The sequence below is a fragment of the Dyadobacter sediminis genome, assembly GCF_005860765.1.
Lineage (GTDB): Bacteria > Bacteroidota > Bacteroidia > Cytophagales > Spirosomataceae > Dyadobacter > Dyadobacter sediminis.
On the sequence record NZ_VCEI01000021.1, the window covers coordinates 900,021 to 921,173 of the forward strand.

17 protein-coding genes and 1 pseudogene are annotated in these 21,153 nt (G+C 45.0%); 5 read left to right on the forward strand and 13 right to left on the reverse strand.

Going from position 1 to position 21,153, the window contains the following annotated elements; translation table 11 throughout:
* Positions 1-22: 22 nt before the first annotated feature.
* From FEM55_RS11030 to FEM55_RS11055, 6 genes are all read right to left on the reverse strand, one after another.
* Complete coding sequence (locus FEM55_RS11030; protein WP_138281374.1) at positions 23-1,558, reverse strand: P-loop NTPase family protein; 1,536 nt, start codon at positions 1,556-1,558, stop codon at positions 23-25.
* Between the two features lie 15 nt (positions 1,559-1,573).
* Complete coding sequence (rny, locus tag FEM55_RS11035) at positions 1,574-3,145, reverse strand: ribonuclease Y (RefSeq protein WP_138281375.1); 1,572 nt, start codon at positions 3,143-3,145, stop codon at positions 1,574-1,576.
* 113 nt (positions 3,146-3,258) lie between these two features.
* Positions 3,259-3,570 (reverse strand): cell division protein ZapA, encoded by a 312-nt coding sequence (locus FEM55_RS11040; protein WP_138281376.1) that lies wholly within the window; start codon positions 3,568-3,570, stop codon positions 3,259-3,261.
* Positions 3,567-3,911, reverse strand: coding sequence for a hypothetical protein (locus FEM55_RS11045; protein WP_138281377.1), 345 nt, complete (start codon positions 3,909-3,911; stop codon positions 3,567-3,569). The genes FEM55_RS11040 and FEM55_RS11045 overlap by 4 nt, the downstream gene beginning before the upstream one ends.
* A 40-nt stretch (positions 3,912-3,951) precedes the next feature.
* Positions 3,952-6,381 (reverse strand): phenylalanine--tRNA ligase subunit beta, encoded by a 2,430-nt coding sequence (gene pheT, locus FEM55_RS11050; RefSeq protein ID WP_138281378.1) that lies wholly within the window; start codon positions 6,379-6,381, stop codon positions 3,952-3,954.
* 143 nt (positions 6,382-6,524) lie between these two features.
* Positions 6,525-7,172, reverse strand: coding sequence for a DUF1684 domain-containing protein (locus tag FEM55_RS11055; RefSeq protein ID WP_138281379.1), 648 nt, complete (start codon positions 7,170-7,172; stop codon positions 6,525-6,527).
* Between the two features lie 185 nt (positions 7,173-7,357).
* Between FEM55_RS11055 and FEM55_RS11060 the strand changes: the two genes are divergently transcribed.
* Together FEM55_RS11060 and FEM55_RS11065 are read left to right on the forward strand one after the other, a co-directional pair.
* The gene (locus tag FEM55_RS11060) at positions 7,358-7,735 is read left to right on the forward strand and encodes a response regulator (RefSeq protein ID WP_138281380.1); all 378 of its coding nucleotides are present in this window, start codon (positions 7,358-7,360) and stop codon (positions 7,733-7,735) included.
* A 5-nt stretch (positions 7,736-7,740) separates the two neighbouring features.
* Positions 7,741-8,502, forward strand: coding sequence for an MBL fold metallo-hydrolase (locus FEM55_RS11065; RefSeq protein WP_138281381.1), 762 nt, complete (start codon positions 7,741-7,743; stop codon positions 8,500-8,502).
* A 24-nt stretch (positions 8,503-8,526) separates the two neighbouring features.
* Here the strand turns inward: FEM55_RS11065 and FEM55_RS11070 are convergent, their stop codons facing one another.
* On the reverse strand, positions 8,527-9,219 hold the full coding sequence (locus FEM55_RS11070; protein ID WP_138281382.1) for a molybdopterin-dependent oxidoreductase: 693 nt from the start codon (positions 9,217-9,219) through the stop codon (positions 8,527-8,529).
* Between the two features lie 62 nt (positions 9,220-9,281).
* Positions 9,282-10,517 (reverse strand): DUF819 family protein, encoded by a 1,236-nt coding sequence (locus FEM55_RS11075; protein ID WP_138281383.1) that lies wholly within the window; start codon positions 10,515-10,517, stop codon positions 9,282-9,284.
* Positions 10,518-10,684: 167 nt separating this feature from the next.
* On the opposite strand from FEM55_RS11075, the pseudogene FEM55_RS11080 reads away from it, so the two are divergent.
* Both FEM55_RS11080 and FEM55_RS11085 read left to right on the forward strand, forming a co-directional pair.
* Positions 10,685-11,177: pseudogene (locus FEM55_RS11080) on the forward strand ((2Fe-2S)-binding protein).
* A gap of 39 nt (positions 11,178-11,216) precedes the next feature.
* Complete coding sequence (locus FEM55_RS11085) at positions 11,217-13,379, forward strand: molybdopterin cofactor-binding domain-containing protein (protein ID WP_138281385.1); 2,163 nt, start codon at positions 11,217-11,219, stop codon at positions 13,377-13,379.
* Positions 13,380-13,504: 125 nt separating this feature from the next.
* On the opposite strand, the gene FEM55_RS11090 is transcribed toward FEM55_RS11085, so the two are convergent.
* From FEM55_RS11090 to FEM55_RS11100, 3 genes are all read right to left on the reverse strand, one after another.
* Positions 13,505-15,064 carry a phosphatase PAP2 family protein gene (locus FEM55_RS11090; protein WP_138281386.1) on the reverse strand — a complete coding sequence of 520 codons (1,560 nt, stop codon included), beginning with the start codon at positions 15,062-15,064 and terminating at the stop codon, positions 13,505-13,507.
* A 15-nt stretch (positions 15,065-15,079) separates the two neighbouring features.
* Entirely contained in the window at positions 15,080-16,006 is a 927-nt protein-coding gene (locus tag FEM55_RS11095) for a hypothetical protein (RefSeq protein ID WP_374756476.1), read from the reverse strand.
* Between the two features lie 131 nt (positions 16,007-16,137).
* Positions 16,138-16,689, reverse strand: a complete 552-nt coding sequence (locus FEM55_RS11100; RefSeq protein WP_138281387.1) for a hypothetical protein — start codon at positions 16,687-16,689, stop codon at positions 16,138-16,140.
* Positions 16,690-16,914: 225 nt separating this feature from the next.
* Between FEM55_RS11100 and FEM55_RS11105 the strand changes: the two genes are divergently transcribed.
* The gene (locus FEM55_RS11105; RefSeq protein ID WP_138281388.1) at positions 16,915-17,433 is read left to right on the forward strand and encodes a DinB family protein; all 519 of its coding nucleotides are present in this window, start codon (positions 16,915-16,917) and stop codon (positions 17,431-17,433) included.
* Here FEM55_RS11105 and FEM55_RS11110 read toward each other — a convergent pair.
* Both FEM55_RS11110 and FEM55_RS11115 read right to left on the reverse strand, forming a co-directional pair.
* Positions 17,430-19,445: a thioredoxin domain-containing protein gene (locus FEM55_RS11110; protein WP_138281389.1), complete on the reverse strand. Its 2,016-nt coding sequence runs from the start codon at positions 19,443-19,445 to the stop codon at positions 17,430-17,432. The two genes, FEM55_RS11105 and FEM55_RS11110, sit on opposite strands and share 4 nt — an antisense overlap.
* Positions 19,446-19,463: 18 nt before the next feature.
* Positions 19,464-21,095 (reverse strand): T9SS type A sorting domain-containing protein, encoded by a 1,632-nt coding sequence (locus FEM55_RS11115; protein WP_138281390.1) that lies wholly within the window; start codon positions 21,093-21,095, stop codon positions 19,464-19,466.
* Positions 21,096-21,153 lie beyond the last annotated feature (58 nt).

A 21,153-nucleotide genomic window follows, 5' to 3' on the forward strand; every position in this document is an offset into this window, starting at 1 on the left:
ACAGCTAAAAGCTAACAGCCACTCAAAACGGCTTCTGATCATCATCGTCTTCATCGAAATCGTAGTCTTCGTCACCCGGTCCCGAAAACATACTGCTGACCAGATCCTGAAATTTCATCCCCTGATCCAGTGACTGCTTACCAATCAGTGAGAACTCGGCCATTCCATGCAGCGCAAATTCCATCATAAACAGTTTTTCTTCCTGGCTTGCATAAGCGCTCAGCATATCGACGAAATCGTCCAGTCCGTCAATGGTCTTCAAACGTGCCATGTATTCACGATCGGCCATATCTCCCGGCATTTCCATTTCATTTCCTGATCCGAACCATTCGATTACTTTGGCATACGGATTGATCTTGCTTTTCTTGCTTTTTTCAGGATCGGGGAAAAAGCTCAGAAACTGTGTCCGGATTGCTTTACCGATCAGGTTCTGCGCTACAATGACCGGGCCCTCGACTTCGCCTTCATAAACAAGCTCTACTTTTCCGCAAATTGCAGAAACAACGCCGTAAAGATCAGAAATACGGACATAAGTGGATGTTTCACCATTGATCAGCGCTCTTCTTTCCGCAGTACTTAAAAGACTTTCATAGGCAGAAATCGTCAGACGTGCAGAAACCCCGCTTTTACTATCAACGTACTCGCTTTCACGCGCTTCAAAAGCTATTTGCTCGATCAGCGTTTTGGCAAGTTCATTTACAACAACAAGGCCTTTTTGCTCCGTCTTAACCACCGCTTCCTGTTCCGTGATTTTTTTACCTGTCTCAATGGTTTTCGGATAGTGCGTTACGATCTGGCTTTCAATCCGGTCTTTCAAAGGTGTTACAATGCTTCCCCGGTTGGTATAATCTTCCGGATTGGCTGTAAACACAAATTGGATATCAAGCGGAAGTCTTAGTTTAAAACCACGTATCTGGATATCACCTTCCTGAAGAATGTTGAATAACGCAACCTGAATGCGTGCCTGAAGATCGGGAAGTTCGTTAATTACGAAAATGCCGCGGTGGGAGCGGGGTATCAATCCGAAATGAATAACCCTTTCATCCGAGTAAGGCAGTTTTAGAGTGGCTGCCTTGATCGGGTCCACATCGCCGATCAGATCCGCAACGGAAACGTCCGGCGTTGCCAGTTTTTCCGTATAGCGTTCATCCCGGTGAAGCCAGGAAACGGGTGTATTGTCACCATATTCCTCGATAAGATCTCTGGAGTTTCTGGATAACGGCTCAAGGGGATCATCATGCAGTTCAGAATCCGTGATGTACGGAATGTATTCATCCAGCAGGTTAATCATCATTCTTGCAATCCGGGTTTTCGCTTGTCCGCGAAGGCCCAGAAAGTTGATGTTGTGCATGGACAAAATCGCACGTTCCACGTCAGGAATGACAGTTTCTTCATACCCCCAGATTCCGGGGAAAATATTTTCCTTGTTTCTGATTCTTGCAATCAGGTTATCGCGAAGTTCCTGTTTGATGGAACGGGACTGATAACCTGCTCTTTTTAGTTCGCCGAGCGTATGAATGCCCAATCGTTCAGAACTGGTAAGCTGTAAGTAATTCATGTATTTTGGGCTGGATTAACGCGCGTACGCAACTGAACGCATTTCCCGGATTACGGTAATTTTGATTTGTCCGGGATACTGCATTTCTTTTTCAATCTTTTGTGAAATATCAAATGAAAGCATTCCTGCTTTTTCATCCGAAACATTGTCGGCATCAATAATGACGCGCAGCTCTCTTCCGGCCTGGATTGCATAACATTTCTCTACACCTTCAAAAGATAATGCCATGTTTTCAAGATCGCGCAGACGCTGGATATATGATTCCATCATTTCGCGGCGAGCGCCCGGACGTGAGCCCGAAATCGCATCGCAAACCTGAATGATCGGAGAAAGGATGCTGGTCATTTCAATTTCATCATGGTGCGCACCGATTGCATTGCATACTTCCGGATTTTCCTTGTACTTCTTGGCAAGTTCCATTCCCAGAATTGCGTGCGGCAGATCGGATTCTTCCGGCCACACTTTACCGATATCGTGCAACAGACCGGCTCTTTTGGCCAGTTTGGTATTCAAACCCAGTTCGGATGCCATTGTTGCGCAGAGTTTTGCAACTTCACGCGAGTGCTGCAGCAGGTTTTGTCCGTAAGAAGAACGAAAACGCATGCGGCCGATCATTTTAACAAGTTCAGGATGCAATCCGTGAATTCCCATCTCGATCACCGTACGCTCACCGATTTCCACAATTTCATCGTCGATGTTTTTGCGGGTTTTGGCAACTACTTCCTCAATGCGCGCGGGGTGAATCCTGCCGTCCTGTACAAGGCGGTGCAGCGAAAGTCTTGCAATTTCCCTGCGGACCGGATCAAAACCTGAAATTACAATGGCCTCGGGCGTGTCGTCCACAATGATTTCAACACCGGTTGCTGCTTCCAGCGCCCGTATATTTCTTCCTTCCCTTCCGATGATCTTGCCTTTGATATCGTCGTTTTCAATATTGAATACCGAAACGCAGTTTTCAATGGCATGTTCAGCGGCAGTACGCTGAATGGTTTCAATGACAATTTTCTTGGCTTCTTTGGTCGCAGTCAGACGGGCTTCTTCCATAGCACTTTTCACGTAAGAGCCGGCTCTTGTGTCAGCCTCTGCTTTCAGTGCATCGATCAGCTGGTCACGCGCTTGTTCGGCAGTCAGGTTCGCTATTTTTTCAAGTTGTGCAACTTGCTGCTGCAAGGATTTTTCTGCTTCTTCCCGGCGTTTTACGGCCGTTTCCAATTGCTGGTTCAGATTGGTTTTAAGCGCTTCCAGTTCGTTCTCGCGGCGTTTGTTTTGTTCAATTGTCTGGTTAAGGCTTTGCTCGCGCTGCTTCAGTTTCTGCTCATTCGACTGTAGAATTCCCCGTTTTTTATTGGCATCCTCTTCAAATTCCGATTTCAGGCGAAGGTATTTTTCTTTTGCTTCCAGAATCCTGTCTTTTTTTATGTTTTCAGCGGCACTTTCAGCATTTCTGATGATTTCGGCAGCACGTTCCTGGGCTTCTTTTTCCTTCTGGTCAAAAGATTTCTGAAAGATGTATTTGCCTGCGAAAATACCCACGCCGATAGCAATTATATCGGACAGGAGAACGATGAAAATTTGAGAATTTGACATTTCAAGTAATGGTTATATAGTTGGTTTTACCGACTAAACCTGCGTTAAAATGCCGAACGTTAAAGGTTGAAGAATATAAGAATCGTTTAAATTAAAGGTTTTCGCTGTTGAGATTAGCTTTCTATAGCGCTGCTTATTGTTTCATCGAGCTTTTCAACCCTGCTTCTGAATGCCATGATCAAATCATTCAGCTGCTCCTGATTCCGCTGCAATGCCACAAGACATTCAATGGAAGTCAGAGCGATTGCTTCGATGTCGCCGTATACTTTTCCTTTTAATTTATGTTGTTCCACGCGATGTAAGAATACCTCATAGCCATCCCGGTAATATTTCTCCTGATCTGCCGGAACACTCAGTTTGAAACCTCTGTCCAAGAGCTTTATAAAGACAGAAACGTCGGGATTAAGTATGTTGCTTTTTTTCATAAGGTATCTTCAAGCAGTGCAATGCACTTATCGATCTCTTGTATATATTTATCAACTGAATCTTTCAGTTCAGCAATTCCGCTTGTTGGCGTCAGTTTACTAGTGACAATTTTAGCGAAACTTTTAGACTTATTAAAGTCTTTTTCCAAAGTAGTGTATTTTTTCTTTATTTCTTTTGCTTCTTCCTTTAGTTTGTTATTTGATTCTCTGAGGTCTGCATTTTCACGCTGCAATTCTGATAATGACCAACTTAGTTTTTCTTTAGTATTGATCAGGATCTCAAGCTTTTTCTCAAGGTCGGCTAATTTATGCTCAATGATACGTGAATCGATTCTTTCCATTTTTCACTTAAAAAAATTCCCGCAAACCAACTCAAACCAATTACTTTCTGATTACCGCCTCAAATTCCCTTTCATACGCCGCAATCAGGCGCTGCATGGATTTATCGATCACTTTATCTGTCAGAGTCTGCGTTTCGTCCTGTAATATAAAGCTGATGGAATAAGATTTCTTGCCTTCCAGATTGGCTCCTTCATACACATCAAATGCATTCACAGAACGCAGCAACTGCTTTTCCGTTCTGAATGCGATCTGACGCAGTTCTTCAAACGTTATTTTTTTGTTCACCACAACGGACAAGTCCCTTCGTACTTCCGGGAATTTGGAAACTTCCTTGTACTGTACTGCCGCATCGTACTGCCGCAGCATATATTCCCAGTCAAAATCTGCAAAGAAGACGCCTGCTTTCACATCCAGTTTTTTGGCGACAGCCGTCTGCAGCAATCCGAATGTTACAACCGGTTTTTTGTTGAAAAGAAGCGTAAGGCCGTATTTGTAAATGCGGGTATCCGCATGCTGCTTCTCAACTTCCCGGATTTTCATCGCGGCAAGAACCTGGTTTACAAATGCTGCCAGATCATGAAAAACGGTCTCACGTGATTTTTCAAACCAGCTTTCCTGCTGGATATTTCCGGTAACAAAAACAGAAAGACGTTCTTTTTCCACATACTTTTCATTCAGTAAATGATAGGTTTTACCGAATTCAAACAATTTCAGGTCGCGCTGGCGACGGTTGCTGTTATAGGCAATGACTTCCAGCCCGGAAAAAAGCAGCGTCTGACGCATCACCGAAAGGTCCTCACTCAGATAATTCAGGATTTTCACCGGACTTCCGGCAAGAGCTTCACCAAGCGATGCCTGATATTCCGGTTTGGTCAGCGAGTTATTGATCATTTCATTGAACCCGTTTGCGGCAAGCAGTTCAGAAACACGTAGTTTCAGCTTCTCAGGATCATTAACCGGAAAATCGGAAATGTAATCCGAGCTCAGCGATTCGGATAATTCCACTTGCCCGAACCCGTAAATGCGCAAGATTTCTTCAATTACATCCGCTTCTCTCTGTACGTCAACGCGGTATGGCGGTACAATGGCAGTAAAAGAAGTTTCAGTCTCATTTTCTATTACTATATCCAGGCTGTTCAGAATGCTTTTGATCAGGCTTTTGTCCAGCGATTTTCCAATAAGCCGGTCAATATGCTGGTAACTCATCTGAACGCGGAAGTCCTGTATGGGTTCCGGGTAAATGTCTGTGATTTCCGAGGAGATTGTTCCTCCCGCTATTTCCTGAATCAGCAATGCGGCTCGTTTCAGCGCGTATAATGGCATGTTCGGGTCCGTTCCGCGTTCAAAACGGAATGAAGAATCCGTTTTCAAAGAAAAGCGCTGCGCAGTTTTCCGGACCCAGATTGGTGAAAAATAGGCGGATTCCAGGAAAATAGAAGTTGTCTCACCGGAAACGCCGGAAGTAAGGCCGCCGAATACGCCGGCAATGCACATCGGTTCCGGATTTCCGTTCGTGCCTTCATTGCAGATCATCAGGTCAGAAGCTGAAATTTTTCTTTCTATTCCGTCAAGCGTTACGAATGGTGTTCCGGCGGGAACCGTCGTTACAATTACTTTTTTGCCTGTTATTTTTTCAGCATCAAACGCATGCATCGGCTGGCCCAGCTCATGGCATACATAATTCGTAATATCCACAATGTTGTTGATCGAGCGGATTCCGATCGTTTGCAGCCGTTGTTTCAGCCATTCCGGCGAATCGCCGACTTTTATTCCGGATATAGTCAGGCCGGTATATCGCGGGCATGCTTCCTGGTTCCTGACTTCTACTTGTACCTGAAGATCTTTGTTATGAACTGAAAATCCGTCAACTGAAGACAAACTGACCGGCCGGTTCAAAACGGCTTTCAGGTCGCGTGCAACGCCATAGTGCGAAGCGGCGTCAGCACGGTTGGGCGTAAGCCCGATTTCAATCAGATAATCGGAAGAAATGCCGAAATATTCACTGGCCGGAGTGCCGTTCGGAAGTGCGGTTTCCAGAACCAGAATTCCATCGTGCGAGGTACCAAGTCCAAGTTCGTCTTCTGCGCAGATCATTCCTTCAGATAACGAACCTCTGATTTTCGATTTTTTCAGAATCAGCGGCTGTTCACTTCCGGTCGGATACAGCACCGCACCCACTTTTGCCACGATTACTTTTTGTCCTGCCGCAACATTCGGTGCTCCGCAAACGATCGAAAGCGGGTTTTCTTCGCCAACGTCCACGGTTGTATTGCTAAGACGGTCTGCTTCCGGATGCTTTTCGCAAGTAAGAACCTCGCCGATCACAACGCCCTGCAAGCCGCCTTTTATGGATTCAATTTCTTCTATGCTTTCAACTTCAAGCCCGGTTCCTGTGAGTAATCTGCCGGTTTCTTCCGGCGTTTCTGTAATATCAATCAGTTCCTTAAGCCACTTATAAGAGATCTTCATGCGGATACTTTAAAATAATAAGTTGAAAGGCTGCGACATTCTGCCGGCAGCCTTTATTGCAAAATTAATCATTTAAGTCTGAACAGCACTTTGCAAGACGCAATACTGTATACTTTTCCATCAGCTTCACTTATTGCAAACAATTACTCATGTGCGGAAGTTTCCGTCACTTCGCCCGCGTATATGGCAGCTGTAAGCGTATTTTCAGCCGGAGGAACCGGACATGCATAAGTCGGCTGATACACGCAATAAGGATTATATGCTTTGTTGAAATCCAGCACAATGACATTGTTTTTGATTTCGGAAACGGGATAATCGAGGTACCGGCCGCCGCCGTATGTTTCTTTTCCGGTGGTTTCATCTCTGAAAAGTACGGAAATGACGCTTTCATTTTTAAGCAGCAGAAGCTTTTGGGCACGACCGTCGATCGTGAAATTGGCATAACCGTATTTCTCGTATTTTTCAGTAGTACCGTCCGTATACTTGATTACAAGTTCCTTGTCTTCCGAGGTATACGGAGAAATATTGGCCTTGATGCGGTATTTAAGGTTTGGCTTGAAGTAATGTAGCCCGTGAAAACTTTCCTTGTCAGCAATCGGAGAATCATCGGCCGTTTTAAACTGTTCATCCTTGGCCGCACGTTCTTCCAGGATTTTGGCATTGTACTGTTCCGGGTTTGCGGCAATCAGGTCGTCATTTCCGGATTTTGTAAAATTCTCAATTACAAAATAGGCAAGAACAGCGATAAACATTGCGATTGTGCTGTATCGGATTACTTTATTTTTGAACATATCAAAGTCTTATTTGTAAACGGATTGCAAACTTACACCTGAAAGGCAGCTTTGAAAAAGTATAAGATATTTATTTACTTTTTTATGATAATTTTGAAACTTCGCAGCCGGCCTGTTTGCGTTGTTGATCTAAATATACCTAAATTGACCAGGCAAATAAATAAACATAATACTTGACCCATCATATGTCTTACACTAAGCGAGTACTCATTGCCGAAGACAGTTCCGTTATTCAAAATCTGGCAAGGAAGATTCTGGAATTTCAACACTATGAAATTACTTCCGTAAAAAATGGAGAGCAAGTTTTGCAACTCCTTGAAAAAGAAGATTTTGATATTATTTTGCTGGATATCAATATGCCTGTGATGGATGGAATGGAGTGTGCAAGAAGCATCCGCAAGCTGCCTAACGAGAACAAGGCCAAAACACCGATCGTAGCAATAACGGGCAATGCAAAAAATTACTCGGAAGAAGATTTCAAAGAAGCAGGATTTGACGATGCGCTTATGAAACCTTTAAACTTTGACCGTCTGGTTGAAGTAGTGGCGCATTTGACAGAATAAATCGGATGAGGATTACATTTTTAGGAACCGGCACATCGCAGGGAATACCCGTTATTGCCTGCGACTGTGTCGTTTGCCGTTCTTCCGATCCGCATGACAAGCGTTTAAGGACCTCCGTTTGGGTACAAACCCAGGGCAAATCGTTTGTCATTGATACCGGCCCTGATTTCCGTCAGCAAATGCTCCGGGCCAATGTACGCGAACTTGATGCAGCTGTTTTCACTCATCAGCATAAAGATCATACCGCCGGGCTGGACGATATCCGTGCTTTCAATCATCGTCAGCAAAGTGATATTCCGCTGTACGGAAGGCAGGAAGTTCTGAATCAGATCCGGAGTGAGTTTTTTTATGCTTTTTCGGAAACACGTTATCCCGGTGTTCCACATTTTGAACTTCATCCGATTAGTAACGAACCTTTTGAAGTAAGCGGCGTAAAGTTCATCCCCATCGAAGTCATGCATTATATGCTTCCTGTTTTCGGATTCCGGATTGGTGATTTTACTTACATTACCGACGCCAATTATATTTCGGAAAAGGAACAGGAAAAGATCAAAGGTTCAAAAGTGCTTGTGCTGGATACCCTGCAGAAAGAGCCGCACATTTCGCATTTTACCCTTTCGCAGGCGCTTGAACTGATTGAAAAACTGGATATTCCGCAGGCTTATCTTGTTCATATGAGTCACAGACTGGGTTTGCATGCCGTTATCAATACCGAACTTCCGCCCAATGTAAGTCTGGCTTATGACGGACTGGTTCTGGATCTTTAACCTGCGGAATCCACACCGCTTTTCTTAACTGTAACGGTCATCCCGCCATGGATATGCCGTATTGGAGTAACCCCGCAATTCCCAGAATCCCAGTTTGTTGGAAGATAAAAATTCAATTCTTTTGATCCATTTACTTCCTTTCCATGCGTAAAGCTGCGGCGTAATCATGCGTACGGGTCCGCCGTGATCCTTTTCTAGCGGTTTATGGTCGGCGGTATGAACAAGCAGCACATCTTCTTTCAAAGCTTCTTCCAGCGAAAGGTTTGTTGTATACTGGTCATAACCGTGACAAAGCACATGCGTTGCGGTGGATTTCGGCATTACGAGTGCGGCAATATCCGCCAGCCGAACGCCAATCCACGGAACATCCATTCTTGACCAGGTCGTAACGCAGTGAAAATCACTTATGTCCTCGGTTTGCGGCAGATTCATAAAATCATCCCAGTTCAGCGTAACCGGTGATTCCACTTCGCCATCCACGACAAGTTTCCATTGCTGATGTGAAATGTCGGGTTTAAAACCAAGATCGAGTACGGGCCATTTGACGGTTCTGGTTTGTCCCGCCGGCAGCTTGGGCATTCCATGCCGGTTTATTTCTCCGGATCCCATGGGTCTGGAATCGGAAACAGAAGGTGTTGCGGCCATTTTTTCCTGAAAACGTGCTTTCAGTTTCATTCTGGCCTCTATAATCTTATCCAGTTTGCTGTTTTCTTCCATTGAATCATTCATTTATAATTTAAACCGGCATTTTTCAAGCCATTTGAAAAGTTGTTGCTGACTCAGCCTTCACTGATCCATTGCATCATCAATGCCGTAAGATAGCCGCCGTAAGTTCCGATTGCATAGCCTAATATAGCAAGTAAAACGCCTACTGTTGCCAGCGACGGATGAAAAGCTGCCGCGACAACGGAAGCCGAAGCGGAGCCGCCCACATTTGCCTGACTGCCGACTGCCAGAAAGAAGAACGGAATTTTCAGCCACCGGCAGACAATGATCAGAATAAACGCATGAATGCAGATCCAAAGCAAACCAATTGCGAACAAACCCGGGTTGCCGGCAACGGCGCCAAGATCCATCTGCATTCCGATCGTTGCAATGAGAACATATAAAAATACCGATCCCAGCTTTGAAGCACCTGCATATTCCAGCTTCCGGACCGGAGTAACCGAAAGCACAATCCCGATGAAAGTAGCAATGGTGATTACCCAGAAAAAAGAGGAAGTAAGGCTGTATTTCTCCAGTGCAGGATAATTTTCTTTCAGAAAAGGAGTGATTATTTCGGATAAGGCATGTGCAAGTCCGGTTGCGCCGAAGCCTGCTGCGGCCAGAAATATATAGTCGCGAACGGCCGGATTTTGTTCGTTTGCCTTGTTTTGTACGTCAAGATGATGCTTTACTTCTTCGATTTGTCTGCTGTCAGCACCCAGCCACGTGTCTACACGTGCGGCTATTCCGGCTCCGTAGATCAAAAAAGCCATCCATAGTTCAGCAATCAGCACGTCTACGGCCACCATTTGTGAAAACAACCGGTCGCTCGGCTTGAAAACTTCCCTCAGTGCAGTCTGATTCGCGCCTCCGCCGATCCAGCTTCCGGCAATCGTGGCCAGTCCGCGCCATACCGCATCCGGACCTTCACCGGCGACAGTTGCCGGACTGATCAATCCGACAATCCATAATGCCAGCGGACCGCCGAGCATGATTCCTGCCGTTCCGACGAGCATGGCCGTCAATGCTTTCGGGCCGAGTTTTCCCAAAGAACGCCAGTCCATTCCAATTGTAAATAAAACAAGGCATGCAGGAAGAAAGTACTTTGAAACGACAGGATAAAGCTGCGAAGTACTGCCGTTGATGATTCCAAAAGAATTGAGCAGGCCGGGAATAAAGTAACAAAGCAGCAGCGGCGGAACAAGCGTGTAAAATCGTTTCCAGACCTTTCCCGGAAGCGATGCGGTATAAAAAATCAGGGCAAGCACCAGCATCAGTAATCCAAGTACAACGGCATCGTTTGTAATCATTATTTTATTTCAGGATAAGGTTTCGGAAACAAGGTAAAATTAGCGCTGTTTTTTATTTATATTCGTTTACAAATAACATGTATTCGCCTGCCGAAAATGCAAAATCTACTTTTTGCAGGGTTACATATTGTTATTCAGTCGTTTCTAATCATTCATAACCGCTAACGATGGCAGTATATAATTTATCCGTTAATGGAAAGAAAAGTAAAGGTTGACGTAGAGCCCGATATGCCTTTACTTTGGGTAGTACGGGATTTTGCAGGACTAAAAGGCACCAAATTCGGTTGCGGAATGGCATTGTGCGGCGCTTGTACCGTGCATGTCAACGGTCAGCCGGCCCGTTCCTGTCAGACGCCGATTTCAAGTGTTGGTAAAAATGACAAGATTACAACGATCGAAGGAATCGGAGACGGAAAGCTGAGTGTAATCCAGAAAGCATGGATCGAAGAGCAGGTTCCGCAGTGCGGTTACTGCCAGTCGGGACAAATAATGTCTGCGGTTGCGCTGCTTAAAACAAATCCAAGCCCGACGGATGCGGACATTGACTCGGCCATGAGCGGAAACCTTTGCCGCTGCGGCACTTATGACCGCATTCGCAAGGCAATTCACCGGGCGGCGGCTGAAATAAAAGTTTCAGAAGCAGGAATCGGGAAAATGTAGTTTAAAGGAGTGATCATTGAACCTTAGCGACAAAAGACATTGAAAAATATACAGACATCACGCCGCGATTTTCTGAAAGCGTCCGGACTGACTACGTTCGGGCTTGCATTGGGGATTTCAGGTTTTACAAAGGATGCTTCCCTTAAAAAGATTACGCCGGCTGTTCTGAAGCTGGAAATCAATCCGTTTATTATCATTGACACAGCCGGCAATATCACGCTTGTGAATCCGCGTCCGGATATGGGACAAGGCTCTACGCAAGCCGTTCCTTCCTTGCTGGCGGAGGAACTGGAAGTAAGTCTGGAGAAAGTACTGATTATTCAGAGTGACGGAAAAGAAAAATACGGAAGCCAGGTTTCCGGAGGCAGCAGTTCGGTAAGGGAATTGTGGCTTCCGATCCGGAAAGCAGGTGCTGCTGCCCGCGAAATGCTGACAACCACTGCAGCCAAAAGATGGAATGTGCCCGTAACCGAATGTCATGCAGAAGATGGCGCGGTATTTCATAAAGCAAGCGGCAAAAGCTTCACCTACGGCGAACTGGCCGATGATGCTTCCAAACTGGAAATCCCTTCCGATCCGAAACTGAAAGATCCGAAAGATTTCAAAATTATTGGCAAATACAACAAACGGCTCGATGTACCCGATCGGGTTACCGGAAAAGCAGTTTACGGAATTGATATCGACGTGCCCGGAATGGTTTATGCAAGCATTGTGCATTCGCCTGCAATCCATGGTAAAATCGTTTCCATTGACGATTCGGAAGCAAAGAAAATCAAAGGCGTTTTACAGGTCATCAAGACCGAAAGAACCATGCCGCACCGTACTTCCGAAGCCGTTGCAGTCATCGCAACAAACTGGTGGGCAGCCGTTAAGGGCAAGAAAGCACTCGTTGTAAAATGGGATAACGGAAATTACGAAAAAACAGTGGATACGGCCGGCTATTTCGCTGAAACGTATGAAGCTGCGAAAAAAGAAGGCATTAATTATGAAGAAAAAGGAGATTTTACGGTAAAATATGCGGCTGCAAAGGAAAAGCTGGAAGCACAATACGAAACACCTTTCCTGGCGCATGCACCCATTGAACCCGAAAATGCCGTTGCGCATGTGAAAGAAGATGGTTCCGTTGAAATCTGGGCGCCCGTTCAGGGGCCAGACTGGACGATCCGCGACGTTTGTGCTTACATGAAAATAAAACCGGAGCAGGTAAAAGTGAATGTCACTTTACTCGGAGGCGCTTTCGGCCGCAAAGCATACCACGATTTTGTGCTGGAAGCCTGTCATATTTCAAAGGAGATCAAGAAACCTGTAAAGGTAATCTGGACGCGTGAAGATGATATTACGCAAGGGCCATATCGCCCGGGTATGCTGAGCCATATGCAGGGTTTTGTGGAGGATGGTAAAATAACAGGGTATCATCACCATGCAATCGGAGAATCCATTCTTGGCCAGGTATTCAAAGGCTTGAAAGAAGATGAAGCGGATTCCTGGATCGGGGAAGAAATCAGTACCGGCAATACCAAATACAATTTTGCAGCTGCTTCAAAAGTAAGCTGGACGCATGTAAAAACGGATATTCCGATTGTATGGTGGCGGTCGGTTTATGCTTCCAATTTCGGCTGGGGACAAGAATGTTTTATTGACGAACTGGCGCATCTTGCCAAAAAAGATCCGCTGAAAGCCCGTCTCGAAATACTTCCCGACGAGCGTTTCAGGAAAGTACTTGAAACTTTGGCCGAAAAAGCAGGCTGGGATGAGAAACTGGCGGAAGGAACGGGGAAAGGACTGGCTGTATTCAAATCATTCAACAGTATTTCAGCCTGTTGTATAACGGTATCGAAAAAGGGTCAGGGTGTCAAAATTGATAAAGTGGTTTCTGTTATTGACTGTGGTTACTATGTAAATCCGGATAACGTAAAAGCGCAGACGGAAGGAAACATTGTCATGGGACTGACAGCTGCCATCAAGGATGGCATTACATTCACAAATGGTGCATGCGACCAAAGCAATTACCATCAGTATAACATCATGCGCCTGAATGAAATGCCAGCCATTGAAATTCATATTGTGGACAGCGGATCTGCTCCGGGCGGAGTAGGAGAGCCGGGATTGCCGCCGGTTGCACCGGCTCTGGGTAATGCAGTGTTTGCTGCAACCGGAAAGCGAATGCGTAAACTGCCGTTTGATATTGCCAATCTTGGGTAATCAGGACCAGATTGCTTTTGATTCAGGAGCGGGACAAGTTCCTGGCTGAATTGAATTTCAGGTATCAAATAAAAAACCCATGTTCCAATTCAGGAACATGGGTTTTTTATTTGATACTTTCTTGTTTATAAAGCATCATCCAGCTGCGCACGGTGAATAGCCGTCTGCCCGATTTTGTGGCCGGCTTCCAGACCTGCCTCACAGTCGAAGCGGTAATGAATAAGTCCGTAAATGCGGGAAACAGATGCTTCCATCGCCATTTGATTGAGCTTTTCCTTTTCTTCCGGAAAAATGTATGACAACAATTCCGCAGCAGCACCGGAAAAAGTGGAATGGCCAGAAGTATAGGAAGGAAAGTTAGGCAATCCTACAGAAGTTTTGATCTTCTTGTTCATCTGGTTCGGGCGCGGATAATAGTAATAATACTTGGCGTCCCAGCAGCAGATTCCTGCATCCTGCAAAGTAGTTCCTAGCAAAGCAAGCGTTCTTGCAGTTCTTATTTCACTGTAACTGTTCTTATGACACAAATCGGCGGCACGGCGGTGCCAGTGACCCGGAGGAGTATAGCTTCCAACGCCATCCGACCAGAAATTTGCAATCCGGGCTTGTTCTCTTGTCTGCTTTTTGGCAATTTGCAGCAGTTCGTCAATGTTTTGCTGATACTCGGCACTTCCGATTGCAGGCGGGGGCGAAGGACGCATTTCTGCAACTGCCGCTTTATCAAAATTCCAGGGCGTTACAAATCCGTACGTCGGGAGCATAGGCGGACGAGCCGGAAGTTCCTGGCTTACCCACGGTTCGGTTGTTCCGATGTTTTTTGCATTGGCGATCATTTCAGCTGTTTTTGACTGATTGTTTGCCGTGCTCATGCCGTCCGTTTTGGCTCTTGCCATAATTTTTGCACCAACTGCTTTTCCCAGTTCCGCACCGGCGGCAATATCACTCTCAACGTTCATTCCCGCCCACAAGCGGCTGTTTTTGTGCTGCGCCAGTTTCTCTTCCAGAAATGGTACTTCGCCCGGAAACATGGCTTTCAGGATCAGAAATGAAGCTTCAGCTACAACTGCGTCCTCGGAAGGATAAGAAGGCAAATCGGTAACAGGCAATAATGTTTTGACACTTTCGTCCATTTTGGCAGGCGCTTTCCGGTTGAATTTAAACTTATAATTCCAGGCCGTAATCAGTGCATCATACTGTGCTACGCTCAGATAAGCAAGTGCACGCGCCGTATAAGGCGGATTGGCAAACGGAAATTTCGGATCGGCCAGTGGATTTGCGGCATCCGGAAGCGGGTATTTTCCGTCTTTATCGGAAGCAGGAGGCGTATTGTAACGGGCAGCAAGTTCACGTCCGATTTCATTCCAGCGGTAAACAGCGCCGGCACCCCAGTAATTTACAAGTTCTCTTTGCTGCGGCGTAATGGCGGCTGTTGTTTCTTTGAGCTTTAAAATTTCAGCTTTGTATTCATCGGAAGTGGCAGCTTTTGGTTCGGCAACCATGATTTCTCCCGATGATGCAAGAACGAATGGCTTCCAGTTCCCTGCATTTTCATCCAGGCCTGAAGGTGTGTTGATGGATGCCACGGGTTCATTGACATTCTTGCTGCATGACAGGGTAAATGCTGTAATCAGTACAAAAATCAGGTATTTACTATTTCTTAGAAAGGATATGATATTATTTTTCATTGTATTTAGCAATTTTTAATTTTTAGCAGCCTTTATATACCGGAACTGATAAAGTACGCCAACGGAATAGGAGGTACTCTGGCCAACATTGCTGCCACTCAGCACATGCGCAACCCTTGCATTTAGTCCTATATTATGAGGCTGGTATTTGGCATAAAACCCCACCGAAGTTGATTTCATGTTGTTGGTTGGAAATGGCATGTCATTGCGGCGAATGTTGTCACCGCCGTCACATGCGCCGTGCTCAACGTATGTTTCAGCCTGAATTTCGCGTTTCATATAGCCCAGCCGTACAGCTGCATCATAAGCGTTTGGAACAGAAACCTGATGAACATTGTAAAGATGTTTGTCGGCCTGATAAGAATCCCTGTCGATGTTGATATTGCTGCGGAAAATGTAGCTTTCGGATGCAGTCAGGTAAATGCCGCTTCTGTGCTTGTAACTTGCGAGCAATCTGGCAGTTGCTGTTTTGCATTGCATTCCGATGGACATAGGCATGAATTCGGCAACGTAATTTCCGACCGGAATGGAAGCGCCTGCAATGGCATGCATCGAAAATCCCGACTTATTGATAAATCGGTATTTCAGCCAGCCGGAAGCATCCTGAAAGCCGCGCTGCCAACGCAGGTTTCCGGCACTCGTCTGCGTCCATACGTACGGAAGCGCAACAATGGCATTCAGGTTTTTGGTTACGCCTATAGCCAGCATGGCCATTGTACTTTGTGTTGTATGTGTGCCGATATTCAGGTTTTCACGTAAAAGAGAGTTTTCCCAGTACTTGTTCCATGAACTGTTGTTGTAGGATACAGCCAGGCAAGCTGTATTTTTTGACATATAAATCGCGTCGTTAGGCATCTGCGCAAATGCGGATTGCTTTAATGACAGAATAAGCAGGAATAGCAGCAGCGAAAACTGCTTCAGATTCAGTAAATGTTTTTGCATTGAAGATGGAATTGTAAAGTCCGCGTATACTTACCGGATTGATAATGAGCAATTACCAATGGGAGTAAATGGCCGACAAAATGATCTGATTAAGCTTGAATGCCGTTTTCAAGGAAACAGCGAAAGAAAAATCAGCAAAATTCGGGAGGAGGTGTCGGCAGCCGGATGTCTATGGAAGCATATACTGCTTTCACCGGCAGACTGTTGAATTTTGTCAGCTGTTCTGAAAAGCAGGTTTTAGGAATATCAAACTCGAATGTGCTTGGAACATAGTTTTTCAGCAGGTTACCGAGCAATTTAACAGCTTTACTGTAAGGATTATTGGGATAGTCGGCCTCCGGATTGCTCAGCATTTCCATGGCATTGGCCAGTTCAAAGAAATGGTCGCGGGCAGCCTGATTGGATTTGAGCGTTACATAAAGCGTATCATTTTCATGCAGAATGTGCGTCGGATTATAAAAATTTCCATCCTGTCGTACAAGTCCTTCAATGTTATCAGAAATCTCTACATTATCCGAATAAGGCAAAGACGGAAGATACATTTTCATCACTTTCCAATCTTCTTTTCCATCGGTAAGGGAAGCAACTTTAAAGTCTTTTTCAAAAAAAAGCACGGCAAACGTCAGCCCGAACGTATTGTAGAGCAGCAGAGCCAATAAACATATCGGTGCTATTTTTTTCAATGGAATGAGGATTTGTTCCAAATTTAATAAAAATAGTTTCAATAATCCAAGTGACTTGTAAATTACTATTTATCAACATTTGGGCACAAAATGAAGTCACCGCCGGTAAATAAATTTATCTTGTTACTGAGCCTGAAATAGCTTCCTTTTGATACGTTTGACTGCTGATTTTTCTGAACTGGAAATTTGAATTTTATTAACTTACCCGCATAAACGAATTTGTAAATGAAAAGATCCGCAATTAATCCGATGCCTGCTTTTTTTGACCGCTATATCAATCTGGTCGAAGATATTGATTTGTTTGAAGCATTTGAAAAATATACACCGGACAAAGTTTATTCCGATAAAGTGAAACTGACCGCTCTCGGAAACCGGGTATATGCTGAAGATAAATGGACTGCAAAGGATATTTTGCAGCACGTAATTGATAATGAAAGAATCATGGCTTACAGGGCATTGCGTTTTTCCAGAAATGACAAGACCGAATTGCCGGGTTACGATGAAGCCGTGTTGGGAGCAAATACAACAGCTGTGCTGCGTTCGGTTGATGATCTGATGGAGGAATTCAACGATGTGAGAAAGTCGACAATTACGCTCTTCAAAAATATGAATGATACCATGCTTTTAAATTCCGGAACAGCCAACAAAACCGAGATTTCGCCCCTGGCGCTCGGTTTTGTCATCATCGGCCATCCGGTTCATCATATGCATGTCATTTCTGAACGGTACTTTCCTCTGCTTTAAATACTGGTAAGCTGACTAAGTGCATCTTCCACATTCGTCACCGGCAGCTGGCAGGTTTTATCATAGCAAACATAAATAGCTGTCTGTGAATTGATCTCGGTTCTGCTTTGCAACAAGGGCAAACCGGAAGTTTTTGCAGTACCCATTACTATTTTGTTGGGAATGAAAAAACGGTCAAAATCCTTGCGAATGGCCTCGGCATTTGCCCCAACGATAGCTATTTCAGCTGTTGGCGTAGTTCTCATGCAGTAAAGTGCTGCCCAGTTTGTAACCCATTGCACGTCCGACATCATGATCTTTTCCATTTTGGACAGCATCGTGTCGGCTATTTGCAGGTATTCACTGTCATCCAGCATTTTTCCGAGCACATAAAGGTTATGCGCCATTATGGAATTGGAAGCTGGAACGACATTGTCAAACAATTCCTTTTTTCTTGCGATCAGCGATTCGCCGGAAGCGTCTGTAAAATGAAAGAATCCTTCTTCCTGATCGTAAAAGTTGGTTATGGTGTAATTTGCCAGTTGCCGAGCCTGTTCAATCCAGGTTTCATCAAAGGAAATCTGATACAATGCCAGATATGCTTCGATAATAGCGGCGTAATCTTCCAGAAAACCGGTTATGGTTGCATTGCCGTTTTTATAACTATGCAGTAATTGACCCTCTTTTGTCATTTTGGTCAGGATAAACTGCCCGGCCGACAATGCCAGCTTTTGAATGTGTTCGTCGCCCAGAGCGCGGTAACAATCACACAAGCCTTTGATCAGCAAGCCATTCCATGAAGCAAGAATTTTATCATCCAGACCGGGCCTTACTCTTTTGGCACGCTCGGTAAAAAGCTTGTTCAGGGCACCTTTATAACGGGCTTCGAAATCCAGCAAGTTTATTCCCAAAGCTCTGGCCTCAATTTCTGCAGGTTGTGTAAGGTGCAGATGATTATGTCCTTCTTCCCAGTTGCCGTTTGCTGAGATGTTATAGATTTTTGAAAACCATTCAAAATCTCCGCCCAGAATATGGCTCATTTCATCTTGTGTCCAGATGTAAAATTTTCCTTCAATGCCTTCGCTGTCAGCATCCAGCGCTGAATAAAACCCGCCTTCGTCACTGCGCATTTCATTTTCCAGCCACTGGATTGTCTGCGTCATTCTGTCGGCATAGAGCGGATTTTTTGTAAGAGAATAAGCCTCAGCATAAATGCTTAACAATTGCCCGTTATCGTATAGCATTTTTTCGAAATGCGGAATAAACCATTTATCATCAACCGAATAGCGGGCCCAGCCGCCGCCAACATGGTCGTAAATTCCGCCGAGTGCAATTCTGTTCAGCGACAGTTCTATATGGGCAAGTGCTTCCGGATTCTGGCTGATATCGTAATAACGGAGCAAAAATTTATAAATGGAAGGCATCGGAAATTTCGGAGCACGATCCATTCCGCCTCTTTGCATATCAAAATTTCTCTGAAGATGTTCAAACATCGAATCTGCACCGGCCAGGTTGTAACCTTTGTTTCCGGCAGTCAATCCATATTTTTTCGTGTCAGAAACAACCATGTTGTGCACGAATCCTTCGGCTGATTCGGCCAGTTCATCGTAATGATTTGTAAAAGCGTCATGAATGCTTTTCAGAAGCTGCACCCAGTTTTGAGGCGGCAGATAAGTTACACCATAAAACGGCTTTGTGTCCGGCAACAGAAAAACATTCAGCGGCCAGCCTCCGCGTACACCCATTGCCTGCACGGCGTCCATATATACGGCATCCACATCCGGCCGTTCTTCACGGTCTACTTTAATGCAGATAAAATATTCGTTCATTACATTCGCGATCGCCTCTTTTTCAAAACATTCGCGTTCCATGACATGGCACCAGTGACAGGCAGAATAACCAATACTGACCAGAATCGGTTTGTTTTCGGTTCTGGCTTTAGTTAAAGCCTCTTCGCCCCACGGAAACCAGTCTACTGGATTATGGGCATGCTGAAGTAAATACGGGCTGGTTTGCTGGCTGAGACGATTCATAAGCTTGACAAGAAAATACTATTGATGAACAATTACCTTTTTGATAATCGTTTTGGTATGACTTGTGAAGCGGGCAAAATATATGCCAGAGGAAAGTTTCGGCAGATTTATAATGTCTTTGGTTTGTCCGTTTACAGCTTTAAGGCTCTTTTGCAAAACGGTTTGCCCGCTTTTATTCAGCAATGAAAAGTCAACTTCAGTAACGCCGTTTATTCCGGTAAGCACGACATTCAGCTCATACTGAACAGGATTGGCAAATACGTTAACTTCCGACAAAAACGCTTCGGTTCCATTTACCGTATCGTTCAGGTCAAATTTGCAGAGAAAAACCTGCTTTCCTTTTAAGCTGATGGTTTTATACCAGTTTTTATAAAATACCGTAATTTCCGTTTGGTCATTGTCGGCCGCATACGGGTTCTGTGCTGCAATCAGAATATTGTTTTCTTTTACAACGCCTCGCCAGATCGGATTCTGCAGTTCCATATGATCGCGTGCCGATTGCGGAATGACAAGTTCATAGTCTCCTTCAAACATATCCTTGAACTCAGACAATCTGTAAAGCCCATGAATAAAATGTTCGTACGGCGCATAGTTTTCCTGACGTGTTCCCGGAAAAAACGGATTTTCCCAGAGCCAAAGTCCCTTTGCGCCGGAAAAGAATGGAAAGATCGCTGTTGCCTCCGCCATGAATGACGAAATAAACGGTGTATCCGGATCGTAACTGTCATGTACACGCATCCATACAAAAGGAATCACAGGCTTGTCACTCCATGCGGTGTTAGCCTCTATGTTAAACAGAAGATAAGACAGATAATCTTTGCCGATCGGATGGTCATAACCATAATAATAGTAAGGCGAAGGTGTCAGAAAATCCAACGCATTGTAAAAACTGCCACCGATTTTCCCGGCATCATCCTGCGCAAGATAATGCGTTCTTGCAAGATTGGTGGTCCAGTCCTGCCAGCTGTTGGAAGTAATATTCAGCCAGGTATTCCGGACTGGCACATCGCTGTAACTGGAAACCTGCACATTCGGATACTTCATTTTCAGCCGCTTTATGGCTTCCGAATACCACCATCGCATGTCTTTTTTGTAGGCAAAAAGAAAATCGGCGTCGGAAAGGCTACGGTATTGCTGAGGAATCTGGTTATTGGTTTTCAGTGCCAGAATGTCCCGGTCTTCCCGCTGCATGCGCTCGATATCCAGGCATACAATATCCGCATCCGGAACCGTTGCGGCATACTGATCCCAGTAATTCCGGTAAGCGGCCGTATCATTTCCCCAGGGACTTCGCAGCATATTATCGGCCCACGGCTGGTTCCCGCTGGAAGTAGCCACGCCGTACCATATGATTGCACGATTCGCAGGATTTAAAGATCCGGGTTCATTTCCGCTGAATGTGGCAAGATGGCTGAAACCATGCTTTAGCGGTTGTGACTGCGTGTCGCCAAACCTTGGAGCGTTGTAAATGATTTTGAACGGAAGTGAAAACTCCGGAAATTTTGACCACTCAATAGTGTTGTTGCTGCCAACCGGTGTTAGTACATATCCGGGTTCACAATCCTGCGCAAACAATGCATATGGATATTTTATCAACATTATAAAAACAGCTGCAAAAGTGCTGACACGCATCATCATAAATGGGATCATAAGAATTGACCGGACAAATTCGTTACTTTGCAACATGCTTTACCGGATTTCCTGAGAA